General features: G+C 71.1%; 21 protein-coding genes. 3 read left to right on the forward strand and 18 right to left on the reverse strand.

The features are described 5' to 3' along the window. Window positions 1–59: 59 nt before the first annotated feature. From atpD to JOD54_RS33440, 11 genes are all read right to left on the reverse strand, one after another. Window positions 60–1,496 carry a F0F1 ATP synthase subunit beta gene (gene atpD / locus JOD54_RS33390; protein ID WP_204455903.1) on the reverse strand — a complete coding sequence of 479 codons (1,437 nt, stop codon included), beginning with the start codon at window positions 1,494–1,496 and terminating at the stop codon, window positions 60–62. Continuing rightward, window positions 1,496–2,425 carry a F0F1 ATP synthase subunit gamma gene (locus tag JOD54_RS33395; protein ID WP_204455904.1) on the reverse strand — a complete coding sequence of 310 codons (930 nt, stop codon included), beginning with the start codon at window positions 2,423–2,425 and terminating at the stop codon, window positions 1,496–1,498. Before JOD54_RS33395 ends, atpD begins: the two co-directional genes overlap by 1 nt. Before the next feature lie 10 nt (window positions 2,426–2,435). Next, window positions 2,436–4,073, reverse strand: coding sequence for a F0F1 ATP synthase subunit alpha (gene atpA, locus JOD54_RS33400; RefSeq protein WP_204455905.1), 1,638 nt, complete (start codon window positions 4,071–4,073; stop codon window positions 2,436–2,438). Between the two features lie 43 nt (window positions 4,074–4,116). Beyond that, window positions 4,117–4,953, reverse strand: a complete 837-nt coding sequence (locus tag JOD54_RS33405) for a F0F1 ATP synthase subunit delta (protein WP_204455906.1) — start codon at window positions 4,951–4,953, stop codon at window positions 4,117–4,119. A 12-nt stretch (window positions 4,954–4,965) separates the two neighbouring features. Beyond that, the gene (locus JOD54_RS33410) at window positions 4,966–5,520 is read right to left on the reverse strand and encodes a F0F1 ATP synthase subunit B (protein ID WP_204455907.1); all 555 of its coding nucleotides are present in this window, start codon (window positions 5,518–5,520) and stop codon (window positions 4,966–4,968) included. Between the two features lie 33 nt (window positions 5,521–5,553). After that, window positions 5,554–5,811 (reverse strand): ATP synthase subunit C-like protein, encoded by a 258-nt coding sequence (locus JOD54_RS33415; RefSeq protein ID WP_307860482.1) that lies wholly within the window; start codon window positions 5,809–5,811, stop codon window positions 5,554–5,556. Between the two features lie 59 nt (window positions 5,812–5,870). After that, window positions 5,871–6,653 (reverse strand): F0F1 ATP synthase subunit A, encoded by a 783-nt coding sequence (gene atpB, locus JOD54_RS33420; RefSeq protein ID WP_204455908.1) that lies wholly within the window; start codon window positions 6,651–6,653, stop codon window positions 5,871–5,873. A 236-nt stretch (window positions 6,654–6,889) separates the two neighbouring features. Beyond that, entirely contained in the window at window positions 6,890–7,378 is a 489-nt protein-coding gene (locus JOD54_RS33425) for a Cg1360 family ATP-synthase-associated protein (protein ID WP_239573591.1), read from the reverse strand. Next, on the reverse strand, window positions 7,375–8,529 hold the full coding sequence (locus JOD54_RS33430; RefSeq protein WP_204455909.1) for a glycosyltransferase family 4 protein: 1,155 nt from the start codon (window positions 8,527–8,529) through the stop codon (window positions 7,375–7,377). The genes JOD54_RS33425 and JOD54_RS33430 overlap by 4 nt, the downstream gene beginning before the upstream one ends. A gap of 112 nt (window positions 8,530–8,641) precedes the next feature. Beyond that, window positions 8,642–9,289: an L-threonylcarbamoyladenylate synthase gene (locus JOD54_RS33435; protein WP_204455910.1), complete on the reverse strand. Its 648-nt coding sequence runs from the start codon at window positions 9,287–9,289 to the stop codon at window positions 8,642–8,644. Window positions 9,290–9,356: 67 nt separating this feature from the next. Beyond that, window positions 9,357–10,178, reverse strand: a complete 822-nt coding sequence (locus JOD54_RS33440) for a tetratricopeptide repeat protein (protein WP_204455911.1) — start codon at window positions 10,176–10,178, stop codon at window positions 9,357–9,359. Window positions 10,179–10,335: 157 nt separating this feature from the next. Between JOD54_RS33440 and JOD54_RS33445 the strand changes: the two genes are divergently transcribed. Both JOD54_RS33445 and JOD54_RS33450 read left to right on the forward strand, forming a co-directional pair. Beyond that, on the forward strand, window positions 10,336–10,935 hold the full coding sequence (locus tag JOD54_RS33445) for a serine/threonine kinase C-terminal domain-containing protein (protein ID WP_204455912.1): 600 nt from the start codon (window positions 10,336–10,338) through the stop codon (window positions 10,933–10,935). A 107-nt stretch (window positions 10,936–11,042) separates the two neighbouring features. Beyond that, complete coding sequence (locus JOD54_RS33450) at window positions 11,043–11,471, forward strand: hypothetical protein (protein WP_204455913.1); 429 nt, start codon at window positions 11,043–11,045, stop codon at window positions 11,469–11,471. Here JOD54_RS33450 and prmC read toward each other — a convergent pair. From prmC to rpmE, 3 genes are all read right to left on the reverse strand, one after another. After that, window positions 11,449–12,312: a peptide chain release factor N(5)-glutamine methyltransferase gene (gene prmC, locus JOD54_RS33455; protein WP_204455914.1), complete on the reverse strand. Its 864-nt coding sequence runs from the start codon at window positions 12,310–12,312 to the stop codon at window positions 11,449–11,451. The genes JOD54_RS33450 and prmC overlap by 23 nt on opposite strands. A 1-nt stretch (window position 12,313) precedes the next feature. Next, complete coding sequence (gene prfA, locus JOD54_RS33460; RefSeq protein ID WP_204455915.1) at window positions 12,314–13,390, reverse strand: peptide chain release factor 1; 1,077 nt, start codon at window positions 13,388–13,390, stop codon at window positions 12,314–12,316. A gap of 82 nt (window positions 13,391–13,472) precedes the next feature. Further along, a complete protein-coding gene (gene rpmE / locus JOD54_RS33465) occupies window positions 13,473–13,694 on the reverse strand; it encodes a 50S ribosomal protein L31 (protein WP_204455916.1) in 222 nt (73 codons plus the stop codon). 226 nt (window positions 13,695–13,920) lie between these two features. Here rpmE and JOD54_RS33470 point away from each other — a divergent pair, with 226 nt between their 5' ends. Continuing rightward, window positions 13,921–14,295 (forward strand): hypothetical protein, encoded by a 375-nt coding sequence (locus tag JOD54_RS33470; RefSeq protein WP_204455917.1) that lies wholly within the window; start codon window positions 13,921–13,923, stop codon window positions 14,293–14,295. 63 nt (window positions 14,296–14,358) lie between these two features. Here JOD54_RS33470 and rho read toward each other — a convergent pair whose 3' ends face one another. The 4 genes from rho to JOD54_RS33490 form a co-directional block, all read right to left on the reverse strand. Next, the gene (rho, locus tag JOD54_RS33475; RefSeq protein ID WP_204455918.1) at window positions 14,359–16,380 is read right to left on the reverse strand and encodes a transcription termination factor Rho; all 2,022 of its coding nucleotides are present in this window, start codon (window positions 16,378–16,380) and stop codon (window positions 14,359–14,361) included. Between the two features lie 438 nt (window positions 16,381–16,818). After that, entirely contained in the window at window positions 16,819–17,718 is a 900-nt protein-coding gene (gene thrB, locus JOD54_RS33480) for a homoserine kinase (RefSeq protein ID WP_204455919.1), read from the reverse strand. After that, window positions 17,715–18,791: a threonine synthase gene (gene thrC / locus JOD54_RS33485; RefSeq protein WP_204455920.1), complete on the reverse strand. Its 1,077-nt coding sequence runs from the start codon at window positions 18,789–18,791 to the stop codon at window positions 17,715–17,717. Before thrC ends, thrB begins: the two co-directional genes overlap by 4 nt. Then, window positions 18,788–20,086, reverse strand: coding sequence for a homoserine dehydrogenase (locus tag JOD54_RS33490; protein ID WP_204455921.1), 1,299 nt, complete (start codon window positions 20,084–20,086; stop codon window positions 18,788–18,790). Before JOD54_RS33490 ends, thrC begins: the two co-directional genes overlap by 4 nt. Between the last annotated feature and the right edge of the window lie 2 nt (window positions 20,087–20,088).

Genomic DNA, 20,088 nt, shown 5'->3' on the forward strand with positions numbered 1-20,088 from the left:
CAGAACGACGAACGGCCCGGTGTCCCTTGAGGACACCGGGCCGTTTCGCTTGGTCTAGCTCACTTCTTGGTGAGCGCCTGGTACTTGCGCTCCAGGTCGTCGAGACCACCGATGGAGAGGAAGGCCTGCTCCGGCACGTGGTCGTACTCGCCCTTGGCGACGCGGTCGAACGCCTCGATGGTGTCGGACACCTTGACGAACGAGCCCTCCTCGCCGGTGAACTTCTGCGCGACGAAGAAGTTCTGGGACAGGAAGCGCTCGATGCGCCGGGCCCGGTTCACCGTCACCTTGTCCTCTTCGGACAGCTCGTCCATGCCGAGGATGGCGATGATGTCCTGCAGCTCCTTGTACTTCTGCAGGATCCGCTTGACCTCCTGCGCCACCCGGTAGTGCTCGTCGCCGACCACGGCCGGGTCGAGGATGCGGGAGGACGAGGTCAGCGGGTCGACCGCCGGGTAGATGCCCTTCTGGGAGATCGGACGGGAGAGCTCCGTCGTCGCGTCCAGGTGGGCGAAGGTGGTCGCCGGGGCCGGGTCGGTGTAGTCGTCGGCGGGCACGTAGATCGCCTGCATCGAGGTGATCGAGCGACCGCGCGTCGAGGTGATGCGCTCCTGCAGCTCGCCCATCTCGTCGGCCAGCGTCGGCTGGTAACCCACGGCCGAAGGCATGCGGCCCAGCAGGGTCGACACCTCGGAACCGGCCTGGGTGAACCGGAAGATGTTGTCGATGAACAGCAGCACGTCCTGGTTCTGCACATCGCGGAAGTACTCCGCCATGGTCAGCGCGGACAGGGCGACGCGCATGCGGGTGCCCGGCGGCTCGTCCATCTGGCCGAACACCAGCGCGGTGTCGGGGAGAACGCCCATCTCCTCCATCTCGAGGAAGAGGTCGGTGCCCTCGCGGGTGCGCTCACCCACACCGGCGAACACCGAGGTGCCACCGAAGTTGCGGGCGATACGGGTGATCATCTCCTGGATGAGCACCGTCTTGCCGACGCCCGCGCCGCCGAACAGACCGATCTTGCCGCCCTCGACGTACGGGGTGAGCAGGTCGATGACCTTCACGCCGGTCTCGAGGACCTTGGTCTTGCCCTCGAGCTGGTCGAAGGCCGGGGGGCGGCGGTGGATGCGCCAGCGCTCGGCGTCCGCGGCGTGGCCCGGCTTGTCCAGGCACTCGCCGAGGGCGTTGAACACGTGGCCCTTGACCGCGTCGCCGACCGGCACCGAGATGGCCTCGCCGGTGTCGGTGACCGGCGCGCCGCGCACCAGGCCGTCCTGGGGCGCCATGGAGATGCAGCGCACCAGGTTGTCACCCAGGTGCTGGGCGACCTCGAGGGTGATGGTCTTGCGCAGCGACTCGAGCTCGACCTCGACCTTGAGCGCGTTGTAGAGCTCGGGCACCGCGCCGCGCGGGAACTCCACGTCGACGACGGGGCCGATCACCCGGACGACGCGACCGACCGCGTTCTTGGTGCCTGGTTCCTGAATGGCAGTCATTAGTCATCACTTCCTGCGGCAGCGAGCGCCTCGACGCCACCGACGATCTCGCTGATCTCCTGGGTGATCTGCGCCTGGCGGACCTGGTTGGCGACACGGGTGAAGCTCTTGACGAGCTCGTCGGCGTTGTCCGTGGCGGACTTCATCGCCGTGCGGCGGGCAGCGGACTCGGACGCGGCCGACTCCAGCAGTGCCGCGAAGATGCGGGTGTTGATGTACTTCGGGAGCAGGTTGCCCAGCAGCGTCTCCGCGCTCGGCTCGAACTCGTAGGACGAGGTCAGGCCCACCGGGGTCTCGATGTACTCGATCTCCAGCGGGGCGATGCGCACCGCGACCGGCTTCTGCGAGAGCATCGAGTTGAACTCGGTGTAGACGATGTGCAACTCGTCGACGCCGAGCACCCCGTCCACGCCGGGCTTGTCCTCGACGTCGTCGGCGCCGTGCAGGAAGGCCTGGATGAGCGCCTCGCTGGCGGCGACCGCGTCGGTGTAGGAGGGCCGCTCGGAGAAGCCGGTCCAGCTCGCCTTCACGTCCCGCTGGCGGAACTTGTAGAAGTTGAGCCCCTTGCGGCCGATGACGTAGACCACCGGCTGCTTGCCCTGCTCACGCAGCAGCGTGACCAGTTCCTCGGCCCGCCGCAGCGCGTTGGCGTTGTAGCCACCGCACAGTCCGCGGTCCGAGGTCACCACGAGCACCGCCGCGCGCCGGTACTTCTCGCGCGGGGTCAGCAGGGGCGAGTCGAGCGTGGTCGCGCCGGTCGCCAACGCGGTGAGCACCGAGGTGATCTCATCGGCGTACGGCTTGGCCGCGGCCACCCTGGCCTGCGCCTTGCTGATCCGCGAGGTCGCGATCAGCTCCTGCGCCTTGAAGATCTTCTTGAACGACTGGGCCGACTTGATCCGCTGCCGGATCTCGCGAAGCTGTGCCATGGCGGTCCGCCTACTCCGCCGGGGCGGACTTGTTGACCTTGACGGTCTCCTGGCCCACCTCGTTGGCGTCGAGCGCGCTGGCCGGGGCGTCGGTCACCGAGCCGGAGCCCGCGGTGAACGAGTCCTTGAACGCGGTGACGGCGGCGACGAGGCGCTCCTCGTTCTCCGGGGAGAACTTGCCGGAGATCCGGATCTCCTCCAGCACACCGGCGTGCCGGTGGCGCAGGTGCTCGTGCAGCTCCGACTCGAAGCGGCGCACGTCGGCCACGGCGAGGGAGTCAAGGAAGCCCTTGGTGCCGACGTAGATCGAGACGATCTGCTCCTCGACCGGCAGCGGCTGGTACTGGCCCTGCTTGAGCAGCTCCATCATCCGGGTGCCGCGCTCCAGCTGCGCCTTCGAGGTGGCGTCCAGGTCGGAGGCGAAGGCCGCGAACGCCTCCAGCTCGCGGAACTGGGCCAGCTCGAGGCGCAGGGTGCCGGAGATCGACTTCATCGCCTTGGTCTGCGCGGCGCCACCCACCCGGGAGACGGAGGTACCGACGTTGACCGCCGGGCGCTGACCGGCGTTGAACAGGTCCGACTCCAGGAAGCACTGGCCGTCGGTGATGGAGATGACGTTGGTGGGGATGTAGGCGGAGATGTCGTTCGCCTTGGTCTCGATGATCGGCAGACCGGTCATCGAGCCGCCACCGAGCTCGTCGGAGAGCTTCGCGCAGCGCTCCAGCAGGCGGGAGTGCAAGTAGAAGACGTCGCCGGGGTAGGCCTCGCGGCCCGGCGGGCGGCGCAGCAGCAGCGAGATCGCGCGGTAGGCCTCGGCCTGCTTGGTCAGGTCGTCGAAGATGATCAGGACGTGCTTGCCCTGGTACATCCAGTCCTGGCCGATGGCCGAGCCGGTGTAGGGGGCCAGCCACTTGAAGCCAGCGGAGTCCGAAGCCGGGGCGGCGACGATGGTGGTGTACTCCAGCGCGCCTGCGTCCTCCAGCGCGGTCTTGACGCCCGCGATGGTGGAGCCCTTCTGGCCGACCGCGACGTAGATGCAGCGGACCTGCTGCTTCGGGTCGCCGGTGTCCCAGGCCTTCTTCTGGTTGATGATCGTGTCGACGCAGACCGCGGTCTTGCCGGTCTTGCGGTCGCCGATGATCAGCTGGCGCTGGCCGCGGCCGATCGGGGTCATCGAGTCGATGGCCTTGATGCCGGTCTGCAGCGGCTCCTCGACCGGCTGGCGCTGCACCACGGTGGCCGCCTGCAGCTCCAGCACGCGCTCACCGGAGGCCGCGATGTCGCCGAGGCCGTCGATCGGGTTGCCCAGCGGGTCGATGACCCGGCCGAGGAACGCGTCGCCGACGGGGACCGAGAGGACCTTGCCGGTCCGCTTGACCTCCTGGCCCTCCTCGATCTTGTCGTAGTCACCGAGGATGGCCACACCGAGCTCGCGCGCGTCGAGGTTCAGCGCCACGCCGACGATGCCGCCGGGGAACTCCAGCAGCTCGTTGGCCATGGCCGAGGGCAGGCCCTCCACGTGGGCGATGCCGTCGCCGGTGTCGGAAACCGTTCCGACCTCTTCCCGGTTGACGTCCGGGGAGTAGCTGGAGACGTAGTTTTCGATCGCACTGCGGATCTCGTCCGACGAGATCGTCAGCTCCGCCATGAAAGTTCCTGCTCTCACTTCGTTGCTTCGGGGGAAGTTGGGGTCAGGAGAACCGACGACGCAGCGCGTCGAGCCGTCCTGAGGTGCTGCCGTCGATGACCTCGTCGCCGACCCGGACGACCAGACCGCCACCGATGGTGGGGTCGATCTCCAGGTGCAGCGCGATGGGCCGCGAGTAGATCCGCTGCAGGGTCGCCGACAGGCGCTCCTGCTGCTCGGCGGAGAGCGCGCCCGCGGAGACCACGTGCGCCACCGAGCGCTCCCGGCGCTTCGCCGCCTCGGCGGCCAGCGCCTCCAAACCCGACACCAACTGGCGACCGCGGGGGCGGCCGACCAGGTTCTGCACCAGGGTCTCGGTCGTGGCGTCCACCTTGGACCCGATCAGACCGCGGATGAGCTCGAGCTTGCCGACCGGGTCACCGGTGCGGTTGCTGAGCACCTGCTCGAGCTCGCCGTGGTCGGCCAGGATCCGGCCGAGCCGGAACAGCTCGTCCTCGACGGAGTCGAGGCGTCCCGCGCGCTCGGCCCCGACCAGCAGGGCGGTGACCGCGAGCGACTCCAGGCCGTCGACCAGCTCACGGGGGCTCGACCAGCGGGCCGAGGCCGCGGTGGTGAGCACCGTGACGGTGTCCGCGGACACCTTGCCGGTGAGCAGCTCGGTGACCAGGCGGGCCCTGGCACTCGGGGCGGTCGAGGAGTCGGCCAGCGTGCGGCGCAGGCCGACCTCGCGGTCGAGCAGCCCGACGACGGCGAACAGCTCGCCGCCCAGCGCCGCCGCGCCCGCCGGGGTGGCCTCCAGCACGTCGAGCAGGGTCAGCTCGACGGCCGCGAGGGCCTCCCGGCTGGCGGCGTGCAGCGCGGTGGTCACAGTTGAGGTCATCGCGGACGTCCCCTAGCGCTTCGCCGGTGCGGAGACCGTGTCGAGGTCGGCCAGGAACCGGTCGACCGTGCCGCGGCGGCGGGCCTCGTCCTCCAGGGACTCACCCACGATGCGGCTGGCCAGCTCGACGGCCTGGCGCCCCAGTTCGGCGCGCAGCTCGGCGACGATCTGGGCCCGCTGGGCCTCCAGCTGGGCCTGGCCCTGCGCGACGATCCGCGCGGACTCGGCCTGCGCCTGGGCGCGCAGCTCTTCCTTGATCTGCTCGGCCTCGGCCCTGGCGTCGTCGCGGATGCGCGCCGACTCCGCCCGCGCCTCAGCCAGCTGCGCCTTGTACTGCTGCAGCGCGGCTTCGGCTTCCTTCTGCGCGGCCTCGGCCTTCTCGATCCCGCCCTGGATCTTCTCGGTCCGCTCGGTGTAGAGCTTCTCGAACCGGGGCGCGACGAACTTCGAGATCACGAACAGCAGCAGCAGGAAGGCCACCAGACCGAGGATGACCTCGGCCATGTGCGGCATGACCGGGCTTGGCTTGTCCTCGGCGAGGAAAAGCACTGCGGCTGACTTCACCACATCGACTCCCTAACAGACGAAGGGCTAGCTGGATCAGCCGCCGGAGGCGATGAAGTAGACGACCAGGCCGATCAGCGCGAGGACCTCGACGAGCACGAAGGTCGTCCAGGCGATGCCCATGAGCTTGCCCTGGGCCTCCGGCTGGCGGGCGGTGCCGTTGATGACCGCGGCCCAGATCAGACCCACGCCGATGCCGGGGCCGATCGCGCCGAGGCCGTAGCCGATGGCGGCGAGACCCGGGTTGATGCCCGCGGTCGTCGCGACTTCCTGAGCGAGGAGAACACTGCTCACTTGTGTATCCCTTTCCAACTCGGTCCGCGGGCACCCGCGGATCGGGGGCTTGAGTTTCCCTAGTGGTCTTCGGCGAGCGCGCGACCGATGAAGCTCGCGGCGAGCAGCGCGAAGATGTAGGCCTGCAGGACCTGGATGAAGGCCTCGAGGAAGGTCATCGCGATGGCCATCGCCCAGGCGACCAACGACACCGGCTTGAGCGGCGCGGCGGCGTGCAGCAGCAGGTACTCACCACCCAGGGTGAACACCAGCAGGATGAGGTGACCGGCGAACATCGCGGCGAACACCCGGATCGCCAGCGTGATCGGGTCCATGAAGAACTTCAGGAACAGCTCGATCGGGGTCAGCAGGATGTAGACCGGCTTGGGGACCCCGGGCGGCAGCAGCTGGTTCTTCAGGTAGCGGCCGAAGCCGAACTTCTTGATGCCGACGAAGTGGTAGACCGGGTAGACCACCAGCAGCGCGAGCGCGAGCGGGAACCCGATGCGCGACATCGTCGGGAACTGGATGATCGGGATGATCCCGAACAGGTTGTTCACCAGGATGAAGGTGAACAGCGTGAGAATCAGGGGTACGAAGGGCTTGAACTCCTTCGAACCGATCTGGTCGCGCGCGATGTTGTTGCGGCCGAAGTCGTACACCGACTCCGCGGCGAACTGCCAGCGGCTCGGGACGATCTTGAGGTTGCGCGAGGTGATCAGGAAGAACGCCGAGACGATGACGATGGACAGGACCATCAACACCATCGGCTTGGTGACTTCGCCGAAGATCGGCGGGAGGAAAAAGTCCTTGACTCCGGGGGGTGCGAACTTGTCACCCTCGGCCAGCACCAGCCTGCCCACCTGTGGGCTCCTTCCGGTTCTCCCGGCCGGCGTTCACTCCGCCGGGGGAATCGTCACGATCAGGACGTAACGTACCTGACGAACTTGGCATGTCTTCAGGCGGCCACCCGGGGATCCCGAGCGGCCATGGTGAGCGCGCGTGCGGTTCTGGCCGCCCACCGTTGACGCGAACGATAGCAGGCAGTGCGCGCACTCCGGACAGGCGTACTGCTAGTTGCCTGTTCCCAGGTAAGAGCCTATTTTTCCGCGGCCGGGATGATGGTCGGCAGCTTGGTCCTGCGGAAGGCGACCGCCTCGGCCGCGGCAGCGACGAGCACCACAGCCACCATCGTGATACCGAGCGACTCGGCGTGCAACGCGTCGACCCCGCGCAGGGCCGTCATCACCAGCATCAGGACCAGCAACTTGCCGACGAAACCGCCCAGCGAGGCCGCCATGCCTATGTGCGGCCCCAGGTGCGCGGTCTTGCGCATGAGCAGCAGCGTGAGCAACGAAGAAGCCGCCGCGAGCAGACCACCGACCAGCGCGCCCCACAGCCCGGGCGCCCCGTTGATCAACGCGAACACCACGGCGCCCACCGCGATCGTGGCCAGCGACGGCCACAGCGCGTAGCGGAACATGGCGTTGGCCAGTGTCAGCAGGGACTTGGCGTGCGGATCGATCTCGGGCGCCGGGGCCGCCTCCGCCGCGTCCCGGTCCTCGGTGTCCTGGATGTGCTCGCTCATCGTGACCTCAGTCTAGGGATGGCGGAGATGATCACCGCGACCAGGACGCCGACGCCGACCACCCAGACCACCGCGGACACGTCGTAGATGGTCACCGCGACCGCGCCGAAGGCGAGCAGGCAGGCCCACAAGTAGATCAACAGCACCGCGCGGCGCTGCGAGTGGCCGATCTCCAGCAGCCGGTGGTGCAGGTGCATCTTGTCCGCGGAGAACGGGCTGACCCCGCGCCTGGTGCGGCGGATCACGGCGAGCAGCAGGTCCAGCACCGGGATGAACAGCACAGCGGCCACGATCAGCAGCGGCGAGAACAGCGCGATCGCGTCCGACAGGCCCCAGATCGGCGGGTTGGCCCGACCCGACGCGGTGGTGCTGGCGGCGGCGAGCATCAGGCCGATGAGCATCGAGCCGGAGTCGCCCATGAACAGCCGCGCGGGCTGGAAGTTGTGCGGCAGGAAGCCGAGGCACGCGCCCGCCAGCGTCGCGGCGATCAGCGCGGGCGAGTAGGTGCCGACGTCGCCGCCGGAGAGGTCGAGCAGGTGCAGGGCGAACACCGCGGTCGCGGCGGCGGCGATCATGCCGACGCCCGCGGCGAGGCCGTCGAGGCCATCGATGAAGTTGATCGCGTTGATCAGGGTGACCGCGAGCAGGATGGCCAGCAGGCCGCCCTGGTTCTGGTCGAGGATCAGCACCGAGCCGAACCCGTCGGCGTCACCGCCCCACGGCACCCACAGCACCACCCACTGGATCCCGTACAGCACCAGGATCCCGGCGCAGGTGATCTGGCCCGCGAGCTTGGTCAGCGAGTCCAGCTCGAACCGGTCGTCGAGCATTCCGATCAGCACGATGATGCCGCCGCCGATGAGCACCGCGGTCGGGTCGAACGAGTAGTCGAAGGCCCGGCGCAGCACGGGGAGCTGGTGGGCCAGCAGCATCCCGCCGCACACACCCAGGTACATGCCGAGGCCGCCGAGGCGGGGCATGGGGACCACGTGCACGTCGCGCTGGCGCGGGTAGGCCACCGCGCCGAATCTGATCGCGAAGAGGCGGACCAAACCGGTGAGCAGGAAGGTCAACACCGCGGTGACCAGACCGACCAGGAGGTACTCGCGGACCGGCAGGCCCGCTGGAGCGAAGTCGCCCGTGGGGTTCACGCGCGGTCGCTGCTGGTGATCGGGGCGGACTGCGGGCGCACGGCGGGTCGGCTCTCCTGGTCGGACTCGGGTTCGCGGGTTGCTCTGCTGCGGTCGATCGGCACCTGCGGCGCTACCTTGCGGTGCGGACCTCGGTGCCCAGCGCTTCGCGGACCGCGGCCACGCTGACCGCGCCCTCGCGCAGCACCAGGGGTTCGTCGCCGGTGAGGTCCACGATCGTGGACGGAACCGGGTCGCCGGACGGGCCGCCGTCGAGGTAGATCCCGACCAGGTCGCCGAACTGGTCCACGGCCTCCTGGGCGGTGGACGCGGGCGGCTGCCCGGAGCGGTTGGCGCTGGAGACGGCCATCGGCCCGACCTCGCGCAGCAGCTCGATGGCCACCGGGTGCAGCGGCATCCGCAGCATCACGGTACCCCCGGTGTTGCCGAGGTCCCAGTTCAGCGACGGCGCGTGCGGCAGCACGATCGACAGGTCACCCGGCCAGAACGCCTCGACCAGGGTGCGCGCGGTGTGCGGCACCGACAGCACCAGGCCGTCGATGGTGGTCCACGAGCCGACGAGCACCCCGACCGGCATGTCCGGGCCGCGGTTCTTGGCCGCGAGCAGACCGGCCACCGCGGTCGAGGAGAAGGCGTCGCACCCGATGCCGTACACGGTGTCGGTCGGGATCACCACGAGCCTGCCGGAGCGGACCGCGCTGGCGGCGGCACCGAGGCCGTCCTCGCGCTGACCGCGTTCACCACAGTCGAAGACCGTCACCCGCGCGAGCCTAGCGGTGTCCGACTCCGCCGCGTCAGGCAGATCCACCGGTGGATCACCCCGGCGCTCAGGTGCCGGGGCGGGTGATCCGGTCGGCCAGGCCCGCCGCGCGCTCCTGCCACGCCTGCCGTCGGAAGTGGACGACGATCAGGTAGAGCAACCCGCTCCCGGCCACGATGCCCGCGATGACGACCAGGACGCTGCCGATGACCCCGCCCACGGCGACGAGCGTGATGCCCAGCGACACCGCCAGCACGGCCAGGCTGACCGCGATGCCCTCCGGGCGCCACTGCCACTTCCGTCCGGATCGGACCTCGGCGAGCAGGCGTTCGGCTCCCCTGCGCAGTTCGTGGTCCTCGACGTCGAGTTCGAGGATGCGCATCGCGGCGTGTTCGCACTGGTGCAACTGGACTTCGCTGGTGATGACGAGCACCTCGTCGTCGGTGGCCGAGCGGACCTGGTCGCCGACGGAGGCCCAGGTGCTGGCGAGGTAGTAGCGCAGCACCGGGTTCGCGCTGTCGCCGAAGCGGCGCTCCAACTCCTGGGCCGCACCCTCGGCGGCGCGCCCGGCGACCATCGCCTGCGAGAGGCCGAGCACGGCGAGCACGTTGTCCGGTTCGAGCGCCGCGGCGGCCTGGTAGTGCTGCGCCGCGGTGCGCCATCGGCCCCTGGCGAGCAGCACGTCGCCGATGCCCACCTGGTCCATCGGGTGCGCGCGCAGAGCGGCCGCCTGCTCGAAACCCGCGACGGCCTCGTCGAGCCGTCCGGCGAGCAGCGCGGTGCGCGCCGCGGCGGCGAACTGCCGGGCGGCGAGCGACTCGGTGGCACCGTCGTCGCTGTCGGTCACCAGCCGCCACTTGGCGGTGATGTCCTGCCATGTGCGAAGCATTGGATCACCCAGGTGCGCACGCTACCCTCAGTACGCCATACCGGGGGTCCGCCCTACCGAACGCGCCAGGGGAGCGATCACGACCAGTCATCGGCATCGGGGACACCGGGCTCGGCGGGGGTACCAGCTGAGCTCGCGCTGGCTGGCGTCCTCACTCGTGGTGGCCTACGCGGCGGTGAGCGCGGCGGTCGGCGCGGTGCTGCTGGTCAGCCCCAAGGAACCGCAGGTCCAGGCCTATCCGGTGTACATATACACCGAGGCGCCCACGCCGCCCGCGGCCTCGTCCACCACCGGCCCGCCCTCGCCGGTCGCGATGCCGATCCCGGAGGGCTACCAGCGGGTCGCCGGGCCCGGCGGCCTGATCACCACGGTCCCCAACGGCTGGAACATCACCCGGTCGACCGGTCCCGGCGCGATGCAGGCCACCGACCCGGCCGACCCCACCCGCTACGTCCGCTACGGCGGTGCCCCCGCGTCCGCGCAGGACCTGGTCGACGCGCACGTGGACTACGAACTCCGCTTCGCCGAGGCGCACAGCGGCTTCAAGCGCCTGAGCCTCGGCACCACCACGTACCACGACGTGCAGGCCCTGGACTGGGAGTTCGAGCACGACTCCGCGGTGGGCAGGCGCCGGGCGCACTCGATGTACTGGCGGGTCGGCGGCACCGAGTACTTCCTCTACGCCAGCGCCCCCGCCGCGCGCTGGTCGGAGACCTCGCCGATCTACAACACCATGGTCGACAACACCAGTCCGTGAGCCTCCCCCGGAATTCACCCGTCGGCGGTCGATCTCCACTGACCGTGAACACACCGCCCCGCGATCGCCCGGTCGAGTGGGCATCGCTTGCGCGGGAGGACAACTCGGTGAAAGCGGTTCGGATCTGCGTCGCGGCGGCTTTGCTCGGTGCGGTGGTCTGGCTCGGTTTGGTCGGCGCACCCGCGGTGGATGAGGCGCGGTTCCGGGCCGAGTTGCGCGAGGAGGGCACCCGGTACACCGCGCGGGTGGTGGAGGCCGGGTTCGTCCGCGCTGACGGCGCGTTGCGGGAGGTGGTCGTCACCGGCCCGTTCGGCGACCTGGTTGGGATCGATCTGGCGGAGAGTTCGACCGCTGTCCACTCCGTCGGTGACGAGCTGCGGGTGGTGGTCCCGGCGGTGCGCTACCACCGCGGGTTGCCCGAGGACGTGGTCGACCGGTCGGCTGTGTCCTACGTGCTGGCTCGGATCGCGTTCCCCGGCACGACCACCGTGGTCCTGGTCGGCGCGCTGCTGTTCACCCGACGCGCGCGGCCGTAGCGAAGCGGGGGCGGCCTGCCAGGTCCACATGGGACTCCACTGTGGACAGTACGCGCCTGGCGCCGAGCAGGGCCGGGACAGACTCGCCGTGGGTGTCGTCGTGCTCGATCGCCAGGTGGCCGCCAGGGCGCAGGAGGCGGGCGGCGAGGGACACGACGGAGCGGATCACGGTGAGACCGTCCGGTCCGGAGAAGACCGCGTGCGCGGGGTCGTGCGCGGCGACCTCGGGCGGGACCTCGGTGCCGTCGGGGACGTAGGGCGGGTTGCACAGCACCAGGTCCACCTGTCCGTCCAATTCGGACAGAAGGCCCGGCTCGGTGACATCCCCGTGGTGGAGCCGGATCCCGGTGTCGCCCGCGGTCACCCTGGCATCGGCGTTGCGCCGGGCCCAGGCCAGAGCGGACAGGTCCACGTCCACCGCGTGCACCACGGCGTCCGGCCTTGCCTGCGCGACCGCGAGGGCCAGCACCCCGGAACCCGTGCACAGGTCCACGACCACCGGCGAGTGCACGCCCTCCAACGCCGCCAGCGCCCAGGCGAACAACAACTCCGTCTCCGGGCGGGGAACGAACACGCCCGGTCCGACCGAGACCTCGATCGCCCCCATCGCGACCGTGCCCGTCAAGTGCTGCAACGGTTCCCGCGCCGCGCGGCGGCGGACCAGACCGGCCAGCTCGTCGACCTGCTCGGACGACACCAGCGGCACCAGCACCAGTCGACCCCGCTCGACCCCCAGCACGTGCGACGCCAAGAGCTCGGCGTCGGTGCGCGGCGAGTCGACACCCGCGGCGGTCAGGATGCGTTCGGCGTCGCGGATGGCGAGGCGGAGGGGGTGGCGCACGTCAGCCCGCCGAACTCGCCAGGCGCTCGGTGCGGTCGGCCTCGGCCAAGGCGTCGAGCACCCCGTCGAGGTCGCCGTCGAGGACGGCCTCGAGGTTGTGCGCCTTGTAGCCGACGCGGTGGTCGGAGATGCGGTTCTCCGGGAAGTTGTAGGTGCGCACCCGCTCCGACCGGTCGACCGTGCGGATCTGGCTGCGGCGCGCGTCGGAGGCCTGCTTGGCAGCCTCCTCCTCGGCGGCGGCGAGCAGGCGGGCGCGCAGGACCTGCATCGCGCGGGCCTTGTTCTGCAGCTGCGAGCGCTCGTTCTGGCAGGACACCACGATCCCGGTCGGCAGGTGCGTGATGCGCACCGCCGAGTCGGTCGTGTTGACGCTCTGGCCGCCCTTGCCCGACGAGCGGTACACGTCCACCCGCAGGTCCTTGTCCGGGATCTCGGCGAAGTCCTCGGCGTCCTCGATCTCGGGCACGACCAGCACGCCCGCGGCCGAGGTGTGGATGCGGCCCTGCGACTCCGTGACCGGCACCCGCTGCACCCGGTGCACGCCGCCCTCGAACTTCAGCCTGGCCCACACGCCGTCGGGGTCGGTGCCCTTGCTCTTGATGGCGACCGTGACGTCCTTGTAGCCGCCCAGGTCCGACTCGGTGCCGTCGAGGACCTCGGCCTTCCAGCCGTGCCGCTCGGCGTAGCGCAGGTACATCCGCAGCAGGTCGCCCGCGAACAGCGCGGACTCCTCGCCGCCCTCGCCGGACTTGACCTCCAGCAGCACGTCGGCGCTGTCGTGCGGGTCGCGCGGCAGCAGCAGCTCGGTGAGCTTGGTCTCCAGCACGGGGATCCGCGCGGCCAACTCCTCGGCCTCGGCGGCGAACGCGGCGTCCTCGTCGGCCAGCTCCCTGGCCGCCTCGAGGTCGGCGCGCGCGGTGTCGAGCTCGCGGGCGGCCTTGACCACCGCGGACAGCTCGGCGTAGCGGCGGCCCAGCTTGCGGGCCCGGTCCTGGTCGGCGTGCACCGCCGGGTCGGCGAGCGCGGTCTCCAACTCGGCGTACTCGGTGCGCAGCTGGCTCAGCGATCCGGCGTCCACTCCGGCGTCTCCTGTCGTGCGGTGGGACGGGCCACATGCGAACGGCGCCCACCCGAGTCCCGGGCGGGCGCCGTGAGCGTGGCTACTTGGCGGTCTTGGTCCGCTTGCCGTAGCGGGCCTCGAACCGCGCGACCCGGCCGCCGGTGTCGAGGATCTTCTGCTTGCCGGTGTAGAACGGGTGGCAGGCGGAGCAGACCTCGACGAAGATGCTGCCGGTGGTCTTGGTGCTGCGGGTGGTGAAGCTGTTCCCGCAACCGCACGTCACGTCGGTGCTGACGTACTCGGGGTGGATGCCGTTCTTCACGGTGGTCGCCTCTCGGTGGAAATGGCCGCCGGGTCCCCTGAGCTGGGGTGAACCGGAGCCGGACTCGACCTGACAGTCTGCCAGACGCGCTGACGACCCGTACAACGCGGGCCACGGTCGGGCTATTCCACCGCTCGTCGCGCCACACCGCCCACCCGTCGCGGCCCCGGGCCCGCTCGCCGATGGCCACCTGGGGGAATCGCCAGGTCGGACGGAGAATCGACGGGTGCTCCGGGCCCTGGGCAGACCGCTGTCGCCGGTGGCGTGGCTGGCGGTCCCCGTGCTGTTCACCCTGGCCGTGCTCGGTCTGACCGCGCTCGGCGGGCTCCTGCTGGGCGCCTCCTGGACGGTCAGCCTCTCCAGCGGCCTCCTCGGCGCCGCCGCGGGCCTGACCGTGGTCCTGGCCCCCTCGGTGACGTGGTGGTCCAACACGCAGCGGACGCTGCTGGCGCTGCCCTACCCCGCCGCCGTCTTCTGCGCGGGCCTGGCCCTCCACGGCATCACCGTCCCCACCGGCCTCGCCGTCAGCATCGGCGTCCCCGCGGCCGTCGTCCTCATCGCCACGGCGACCGAGTCACCGCGAGCCTCGGGAACCCGCTGAACGCACCGAGTCCCCGCGCGCCACAGGCGCACGGGGACTCGGGGTCACCTGGAGCGGGGACGACTAGTCGTCGTTGCCGCCGGGGGTGGTTTTGGCCACCTGCATGAGGAACTCGATGTTGGTGCGGGACTTGCGCAGCCGGTCGAGCAGGAGCTCGATGGCGGCTTGGCTGTCGAGGGCGTGCAGCACCCGGCGCAGCTTCACCGTGACCGCCAGCTCGTCCGGCGAGAGCAGCAGCTCCTCCTTGCGGGTGCCGGACGGGTCGACGTCGACCGCGGGGAAGATGCGCTTGTCGGCGATCTTGCGGTCGAGCTTGAGCTCGGCGTTGCCGGTGCCCTTGAACTCCTCGAAGATCACCGTGTCACCGGCGGAACCGGTCTCCACCAGCGCGGTGGCGAAGATGGTCAGCGACCCGCCACCCTCGATGTTGCGGGCGGCGCCGAGGAAGCGCTTGGGCGGGAACAGCGCCGTCGAGTCGACACCACCGGAGAGGATCCGGCCGGACGCCGGGGCCGCGAGGTTGTACGCGCGGCCGAGGCGGGTGATCGAGTCGAGCAGCACCACCACGTCGTGGCCCATCTCCACCAGGCGCTTGGCGCGCTCGATGGACAGCTCCGCGACGGTGGTGTGGTCGCCGGGCGGCCGGTCGAAGGTGGAGGCGATGACCTCACCCTTGACCGAGCGCTGCATGTCGGTGACCTCTTCCGGGCGCTCGTCGACGAGCACCACCATGAGGTAGACCTCGGGGTTGTTGGTGGTGATCGCGTTGGCGATCGCCTGCAGCACCGAGGTCTTGCCCGCCTTGGGCGGGGACACGATGAGCGCGCGCTGCCCCTTGCCCACCGGCATCACCAGGTCGATGACGCGGGTGGTGAGGATGTGCGACTCGGTCTCCAGGCGCAACCGCTCGTTCGGGTAGAGCGGGGTGAGCTTGGTGAACTCGGGCCGGTTGCGCGCGGCGTCCGGCTCGAGACCGTTGATCGACTCCACCCGGACCAGCGGGTTGAACTTCTGCCGCTGCTGCTCGCCCTCACGCGGCTGGCGGACCAGGCCGGTGATCGCGTCACCCCGGCGCAGCCCGTACTTGCGCACCAGCGACAGCGAGACGTAGACGTCGTTGGAGCCAGCGAGGTAGCCGGAGGTGCGCACGAAGGCGTAGTTCTCCAGCACGTCGAGCACGCCCGCGACCGGGAGCAGGACGTCGTCGTCGCGGACCTCGGTGTCGTTCTGGCCGCCACCGCCGGTCGTGCCCTCGGCGCGGCCGCCGCGGCGGCGGCGGTCGCGGAAGCGGCGACCGCGGCGACCGCCGCGCTCGTCGTCGTCCTCGTCGTCGCCGATCGGGCGGTTGTCCTGCCGGTCGGACTGGCGGCCCTCGGACTGCCGGTCCTGCCGGTCTTGGCGGTCCTGCCGATCGGGCCGGTCCTGCCGGTCGGGCCGGTCCTGCCGGTCGCCGCGCTCACCGCGGTCGGAGCGCTCACCGCGGTCGGACCGGTCGGACCGGTTGCGGTCGCGGCGGTCTCCCCGCTCACCCCGCTCACCGCGGTCGCGGCGGTCCTGCCTGGTGTCGTCGCGGGATTCGGTCCGCCTCGGCTGCTCGGCCTGCACCGGGGCGGCCGCCTGCTCGGCGGGCGCCTGGGTCGCGGGGGCGGTGCTCGGCGCGGCCGCTGCGGCCTGCTCCGGGCTGCCCGCGGCGCGGCTGGAACCGCGGCGGCGGCGGTTGTCCCGGCCCCCTTCGCCCTGGCGGGGTGCCTCCGGCGCGGCGGTCTCGACCGCGGCGGCCGGTGCGGGCGCCACCTCGGTGCGCTCCGCCTTGGCCGCCCGCTTGGGCTTGACCTCGGCGGTGTCGGTGCCGTTGAGCGGCAGCTGCTGGGCGGTTCCGCCCGAACCGCCGCCCTGCCGCTCCTTGATGGCAGCGATGAGGTCGCCCTTGCGCATCCCCGTCGTTCCGGTGATCCCCAGTTGACCCGCGAGCTCACGCAGTTCGGCGAGGACCATGCCGGACAGCCCCGCCCTGCGCCGGGGCGCGGCCCCGTTGGCCTGCGCCTTGGCGGCCGGGTCGCTGCTCAGTAGATCGGTATTGCTCACACATGTCCTTCCTGACCGGTCCCCGCCTCCTACGTGGACCAGCGGACCGCCGTGTCGTCGGAACGCGAGACGGCGTATCTCCCCTGCGCCGAACTCCCGCGCCAAAAGTGGCCACGGGTCCGGGCCAACCGCGCGAACGCGGTCGCCGAAACAGGGAGCTGTTGGCCACCGCGGCCATCGGGTATCTGCGAGCCCGACTCGGACCTTGAACTCAGGACAGAGCCGATACCCCGGCAGATGATGCGACCCGGGGAAAGAACTCCCCGAGAACTGCACCGGCGCCCGTGCGCGCGGTGACTGAACGCCCCCGAGGGTAGACGGCAGTCACTCAAGGTGCAACAACCGGCTCACAGCGCGTCGCCCCGGAAGCCGGCCGGGGGACGGTGATCTGAGTCACGTCACCGTCCCCCGTTGACGCAGTGGCACCGTCACACGCCGTTACGCCAGTCGGCCGAGCGGGGTCACCACGACCCCCGATCGGTCCACCGGCACGGGAAGCACGGTGAACCCGGTGAGATCGGCCCCCGGCGGCAGGGCGCCGTCGGTGGTGAGCGCCAGAACCGTCGGCCCGGCACCGGAGACGGCCGCGGCGACCCCGCTGGCGCGCAGCGCGCGGACCACCCGCAGGGTGTCGGGCCACGCCTTCTCGCGGTAGTCCTGGTGCAGCGTGTCCTCGGTGGCGGGCAGCAGCAGGTCGGGCCGATCGGCGATGGCGTGCACGGCGAGCGCGGCGCGGCCCGCGGCGAACGCGGCGTCGGTGTGCGGGACGACCTCGGGCAGCAAGCCCCTGGTCACGTGGGTCGCCGACTGCTCGGCGGGCACGATGGCCACCGGGCGCAGGTCCTCGTGCGGCTCGACCCGCGCGGCGTGGAAGCGGCGCCCGTCGCCCCAGGCCACCACGAGACCGCCGAGCAGGCTCGCCGCGACGTTGTCGGCGTGCCCCTCGAACTCCGCGGCCAGGTGCAGCGCGTCCTCGCGGGCGGTCCCGGTCAGCTCCACGCCCGCGAGCCCGTAGCCCGCCGCGATGCCCGCGACGATCGCCGCGGCGGAGGAACCGAGACCGCGCGCGTGCGGGATCGCGTTGGCACAGGTCAGTTCCAGGCCACCGGGGTCGTACCCGAGGTGGTCGCAGGCGGCCCGCAGCGCGCGCACAACCAGGTGGGTGCCGTCGAGCGGGACGTCGGCGGCACCCTCGCCGCTGACCAGCACGGTCAGCGGCGCGGCGTGCGGGCGGACCTCGACCACGTCGTGGAGCCCGAGGGCCAGACCGAGCGCGTCGAACCCCGCACCGAGGTTCGCCGAGGAGGCGGGGACCCGGACCCGGACCCCCGCGCTCACCTCAGTTCCAGCGCTGCGGCGACCGCGGATGCGTCCACCGGGACCGGCTCGACCTCGACCAGGCCGTCCAGCGCGGTGTCCGGGTCCTTGAGGCCGTGCCCGGTGACCGTGCAGACCACCACGGACCCCTCCGGGAGCCGACCGTCGGCGGCGGTGGCGAGCAGGCCCGCGACGCTGGCCGCCGAACCCGGCTCCACGAACACGCCCTCGCGCAACGGCAGCAGCCGGTACGCCTCGAGGATCTGCTTGTCGCTCACCGCATCGATGAGCCCGTTGGACTCGTCGCGGGCCGACACCGCGCCCGCCCAGGACGCCGGGCTGCCGACGCGGATCGCGGTCGCCACGGTCTCCGGGTTGGGCACCGGCTCACCGCGCACGATCGGCGCGGCGCCCTCGGCCTGGAAGCCGAACATGCGCGGCGCGTGCCCGGTGATGCCGTCGTCGACGTAGTCGCGGTACCCGCGCCAGTACGCGGTGATGTTGCCCGCGTTGCCCACCGGCAGGCAGTGGATGTCCGGGGCCTGGCCGAGGGCGTCGCAGATCTCCCACGCGGCGGTCTTCTGCCCGATCAACCGGACCGGGTTCACCGAGTTGACCAGCCCGACCGGGTACTCCGCGGCGGTCTTGCGGGCCAGTTCGAGGCAGTCGTCGAAGTTGCCGTCGATCTGCAGGACCCTGGCGCCGTAGGCGACGGCCTGGGCGAGCTTGCCCTGGGCGATCTTGCCGCGGGGCACCAGGACCGCGGAGGTGAGGCCCGCGCGGGCGGCGTAGGCGCTGGCCGAGGCCGAGGTGTTGCCGGTGGAGGCGCAGATGACCGCCTCAAGCCCCTGGGCGAGCGCGTAGGTGATCGCCACGGTCATGCCGCGGTCCTTGAAGGACCCGGTCGGGTTGTGGCCCTCGACCTTGAGGTAGACGGTGCTGCCGGTGAGCTCCGACAGGTGGGGGGCGGGCAGCAACGGGGTGTTGCCCTCGCCCAGTGAGACGATCTTGGCGCCGTCCGGCACCGCGATCCGGTCCCGGTAGGCCTCGATGATGCCCGGCCAACCTGGCCGCGCACCGGTGGGGATGGTCATGACTCCTCGCCTTCGACCCGCATCACGCTGACCACCTCGTGCACGAACGGCAACCCGGCCACCTTGTCCACAGTGGAGCGCAGGGCGGCGTCCGGCGCCGAGTGGGTGACGATCACCAGGCTCGCGTCGTTCGCCCGGCCCTCCTGGCGGACCGCGGCGATGCTCACCTCGTGCTGGGCGAACTCGGCGGCGACAGCCGCGAGCACGCCCGCGCGGTCCGCGACGTCCAGGCTGATGTGGTACCTGGTCGAGGCCTGCGCGATCGGGCGCACCGGCAGGTCGGCGTAGGCCGACTCGCGCGGTCCGCGCCCGCTGACGACCCGGTTGCGGGCGACCGCGACCAGGTCGCCGAGCACGGCGCTGGCGGTGGGTGCACCACCGGCTCCCTGCCCGTAGAACATGAGCTGCCCAGCGGCCTCCGCCTCGACGAACACGGCGTTGAACGCGCCGCTGACCCCGGCCAGCGGGTGGCTGCGCGGGATCATCGCCGGGTGCACCCGCACCGCGACGCTCTCGCCGTCGGGGGTCGACACGCGCTCGCAGATGGCCAGCAGCTTGATCGTGCGGCCGAGGGCGCGGGCGGCGGCGAAGTCGGCTGAGGTGACCGCCGAGATGCCCTCGCGGTAGACGTCACCGGCGGTGACGCGGGTGTGGAAGGCCAGCGAGGCCAGGATCGCGGCCTTGGAGGCGGCGTCGTAGCCGTCCACGTCGGCGGTGGGGTCGGCCTCGGCGTAACCCAGCCGCGACGCCTCGTCGAGGGTCTCGGCGTAGCCCGCGCCGGTCTCGTCCATCGCCGAGAGGATGAAGTTGGTGGTGCCGTTGACGATGCCCATCACCCGGGTGATCCGGTCACCGGCCAGCGACTCGCGCAGCGGCCTCAGCAGCGGGATCGCCCCGGCGACGGCGGCCTCGAAGTACAGGTCGGCCCCGGTGCGGTCGGCGGCTTCGAACAGCTCACCGGCGTGCTCGGCCAGCAGGGCCTTGTTCGCGGTGACCACCGACTTGCCCGCGTTGAGCGCGGCAAGCAGCCAGCCCCTGGTCGGCTCGATGCCGCCGATGACCTCGACCACCACGTCCACGTCCGGCCGGGTGACCAGGGCGGCCGCGTCGGTGGTGAGCAGCTCGGCAGGCACGTCGCGGTGCTTGTTCGGCCTGCGCACCGCGATGCCGACCAGCTCGATCCCGGCGCCGACCCGGGGGGCTAGGTCGTCGGCCTGCTCGGTGAGCAGCCGCACGATCTGGGTCCCCACGGTGCCGCAGCCGAGCAGGGCCACCCGGATCGGTTTCGCTGTCACGC

The sequence above is a fragment of the Actinokineospora baliensis genome, assembly GCF_016907695.1.
GTDB lineage: Bacteria > Actinomycetota > Actinomycetes > Mycobacteriales > Pseudonocardiaceae > Actinokineospora > Actinokineospora baliensis.

Coding starts and splice junctions, on each gene's coding strand:
- atpD (WP_204455903.1), bottom strand. CDS start 1,496: ATGACTGCCATTCAGGAACCAGGCACCAAGAACGCGGTCGGTCGCGTC.
- JOD54_RS33395 (WP_204455904.1), bottom strand. CDS start 2,425: ATGGCACAGCTTCGCGAGATCCGGCAGCGGATCAAGTCGGCCCAGTCG.
- atpA (WP_204455905.1), bottom strand. CDS start 4,073: ATGGCGGAGCTGACGATCTCGTCGGACGAGATCCGCAGTGCGATCGAA.
- JOD54_RS33405 (WP_204455906.1), bottom strand. CDS start 4,953: ATGACCTCAACTGTGACCACCGCGCTGCACGCCGCCAGCCGGGAGGCC.
- JOD54_RS33425 (WP_239573591.1), bottom strand. CDS start 7,378: ATGAGCGAGCACATCCAGGACACCGAGGACCGGGACGCGGCGGAGGCG.
- JOD54_RS33440 (WP_204455911.1), bottom strand. CDS start 10,178: ATGCTTCGCACATGGCAGGACATCACCGCCAAGTGGCGGCTGGTGACC.
- thrC (WP_204455920.1), bottom strand. CDS start 18,791: ATGACCATCCCCACCGGTGCGCGGCCAGGTTGGCCGGGCATCATCGAG.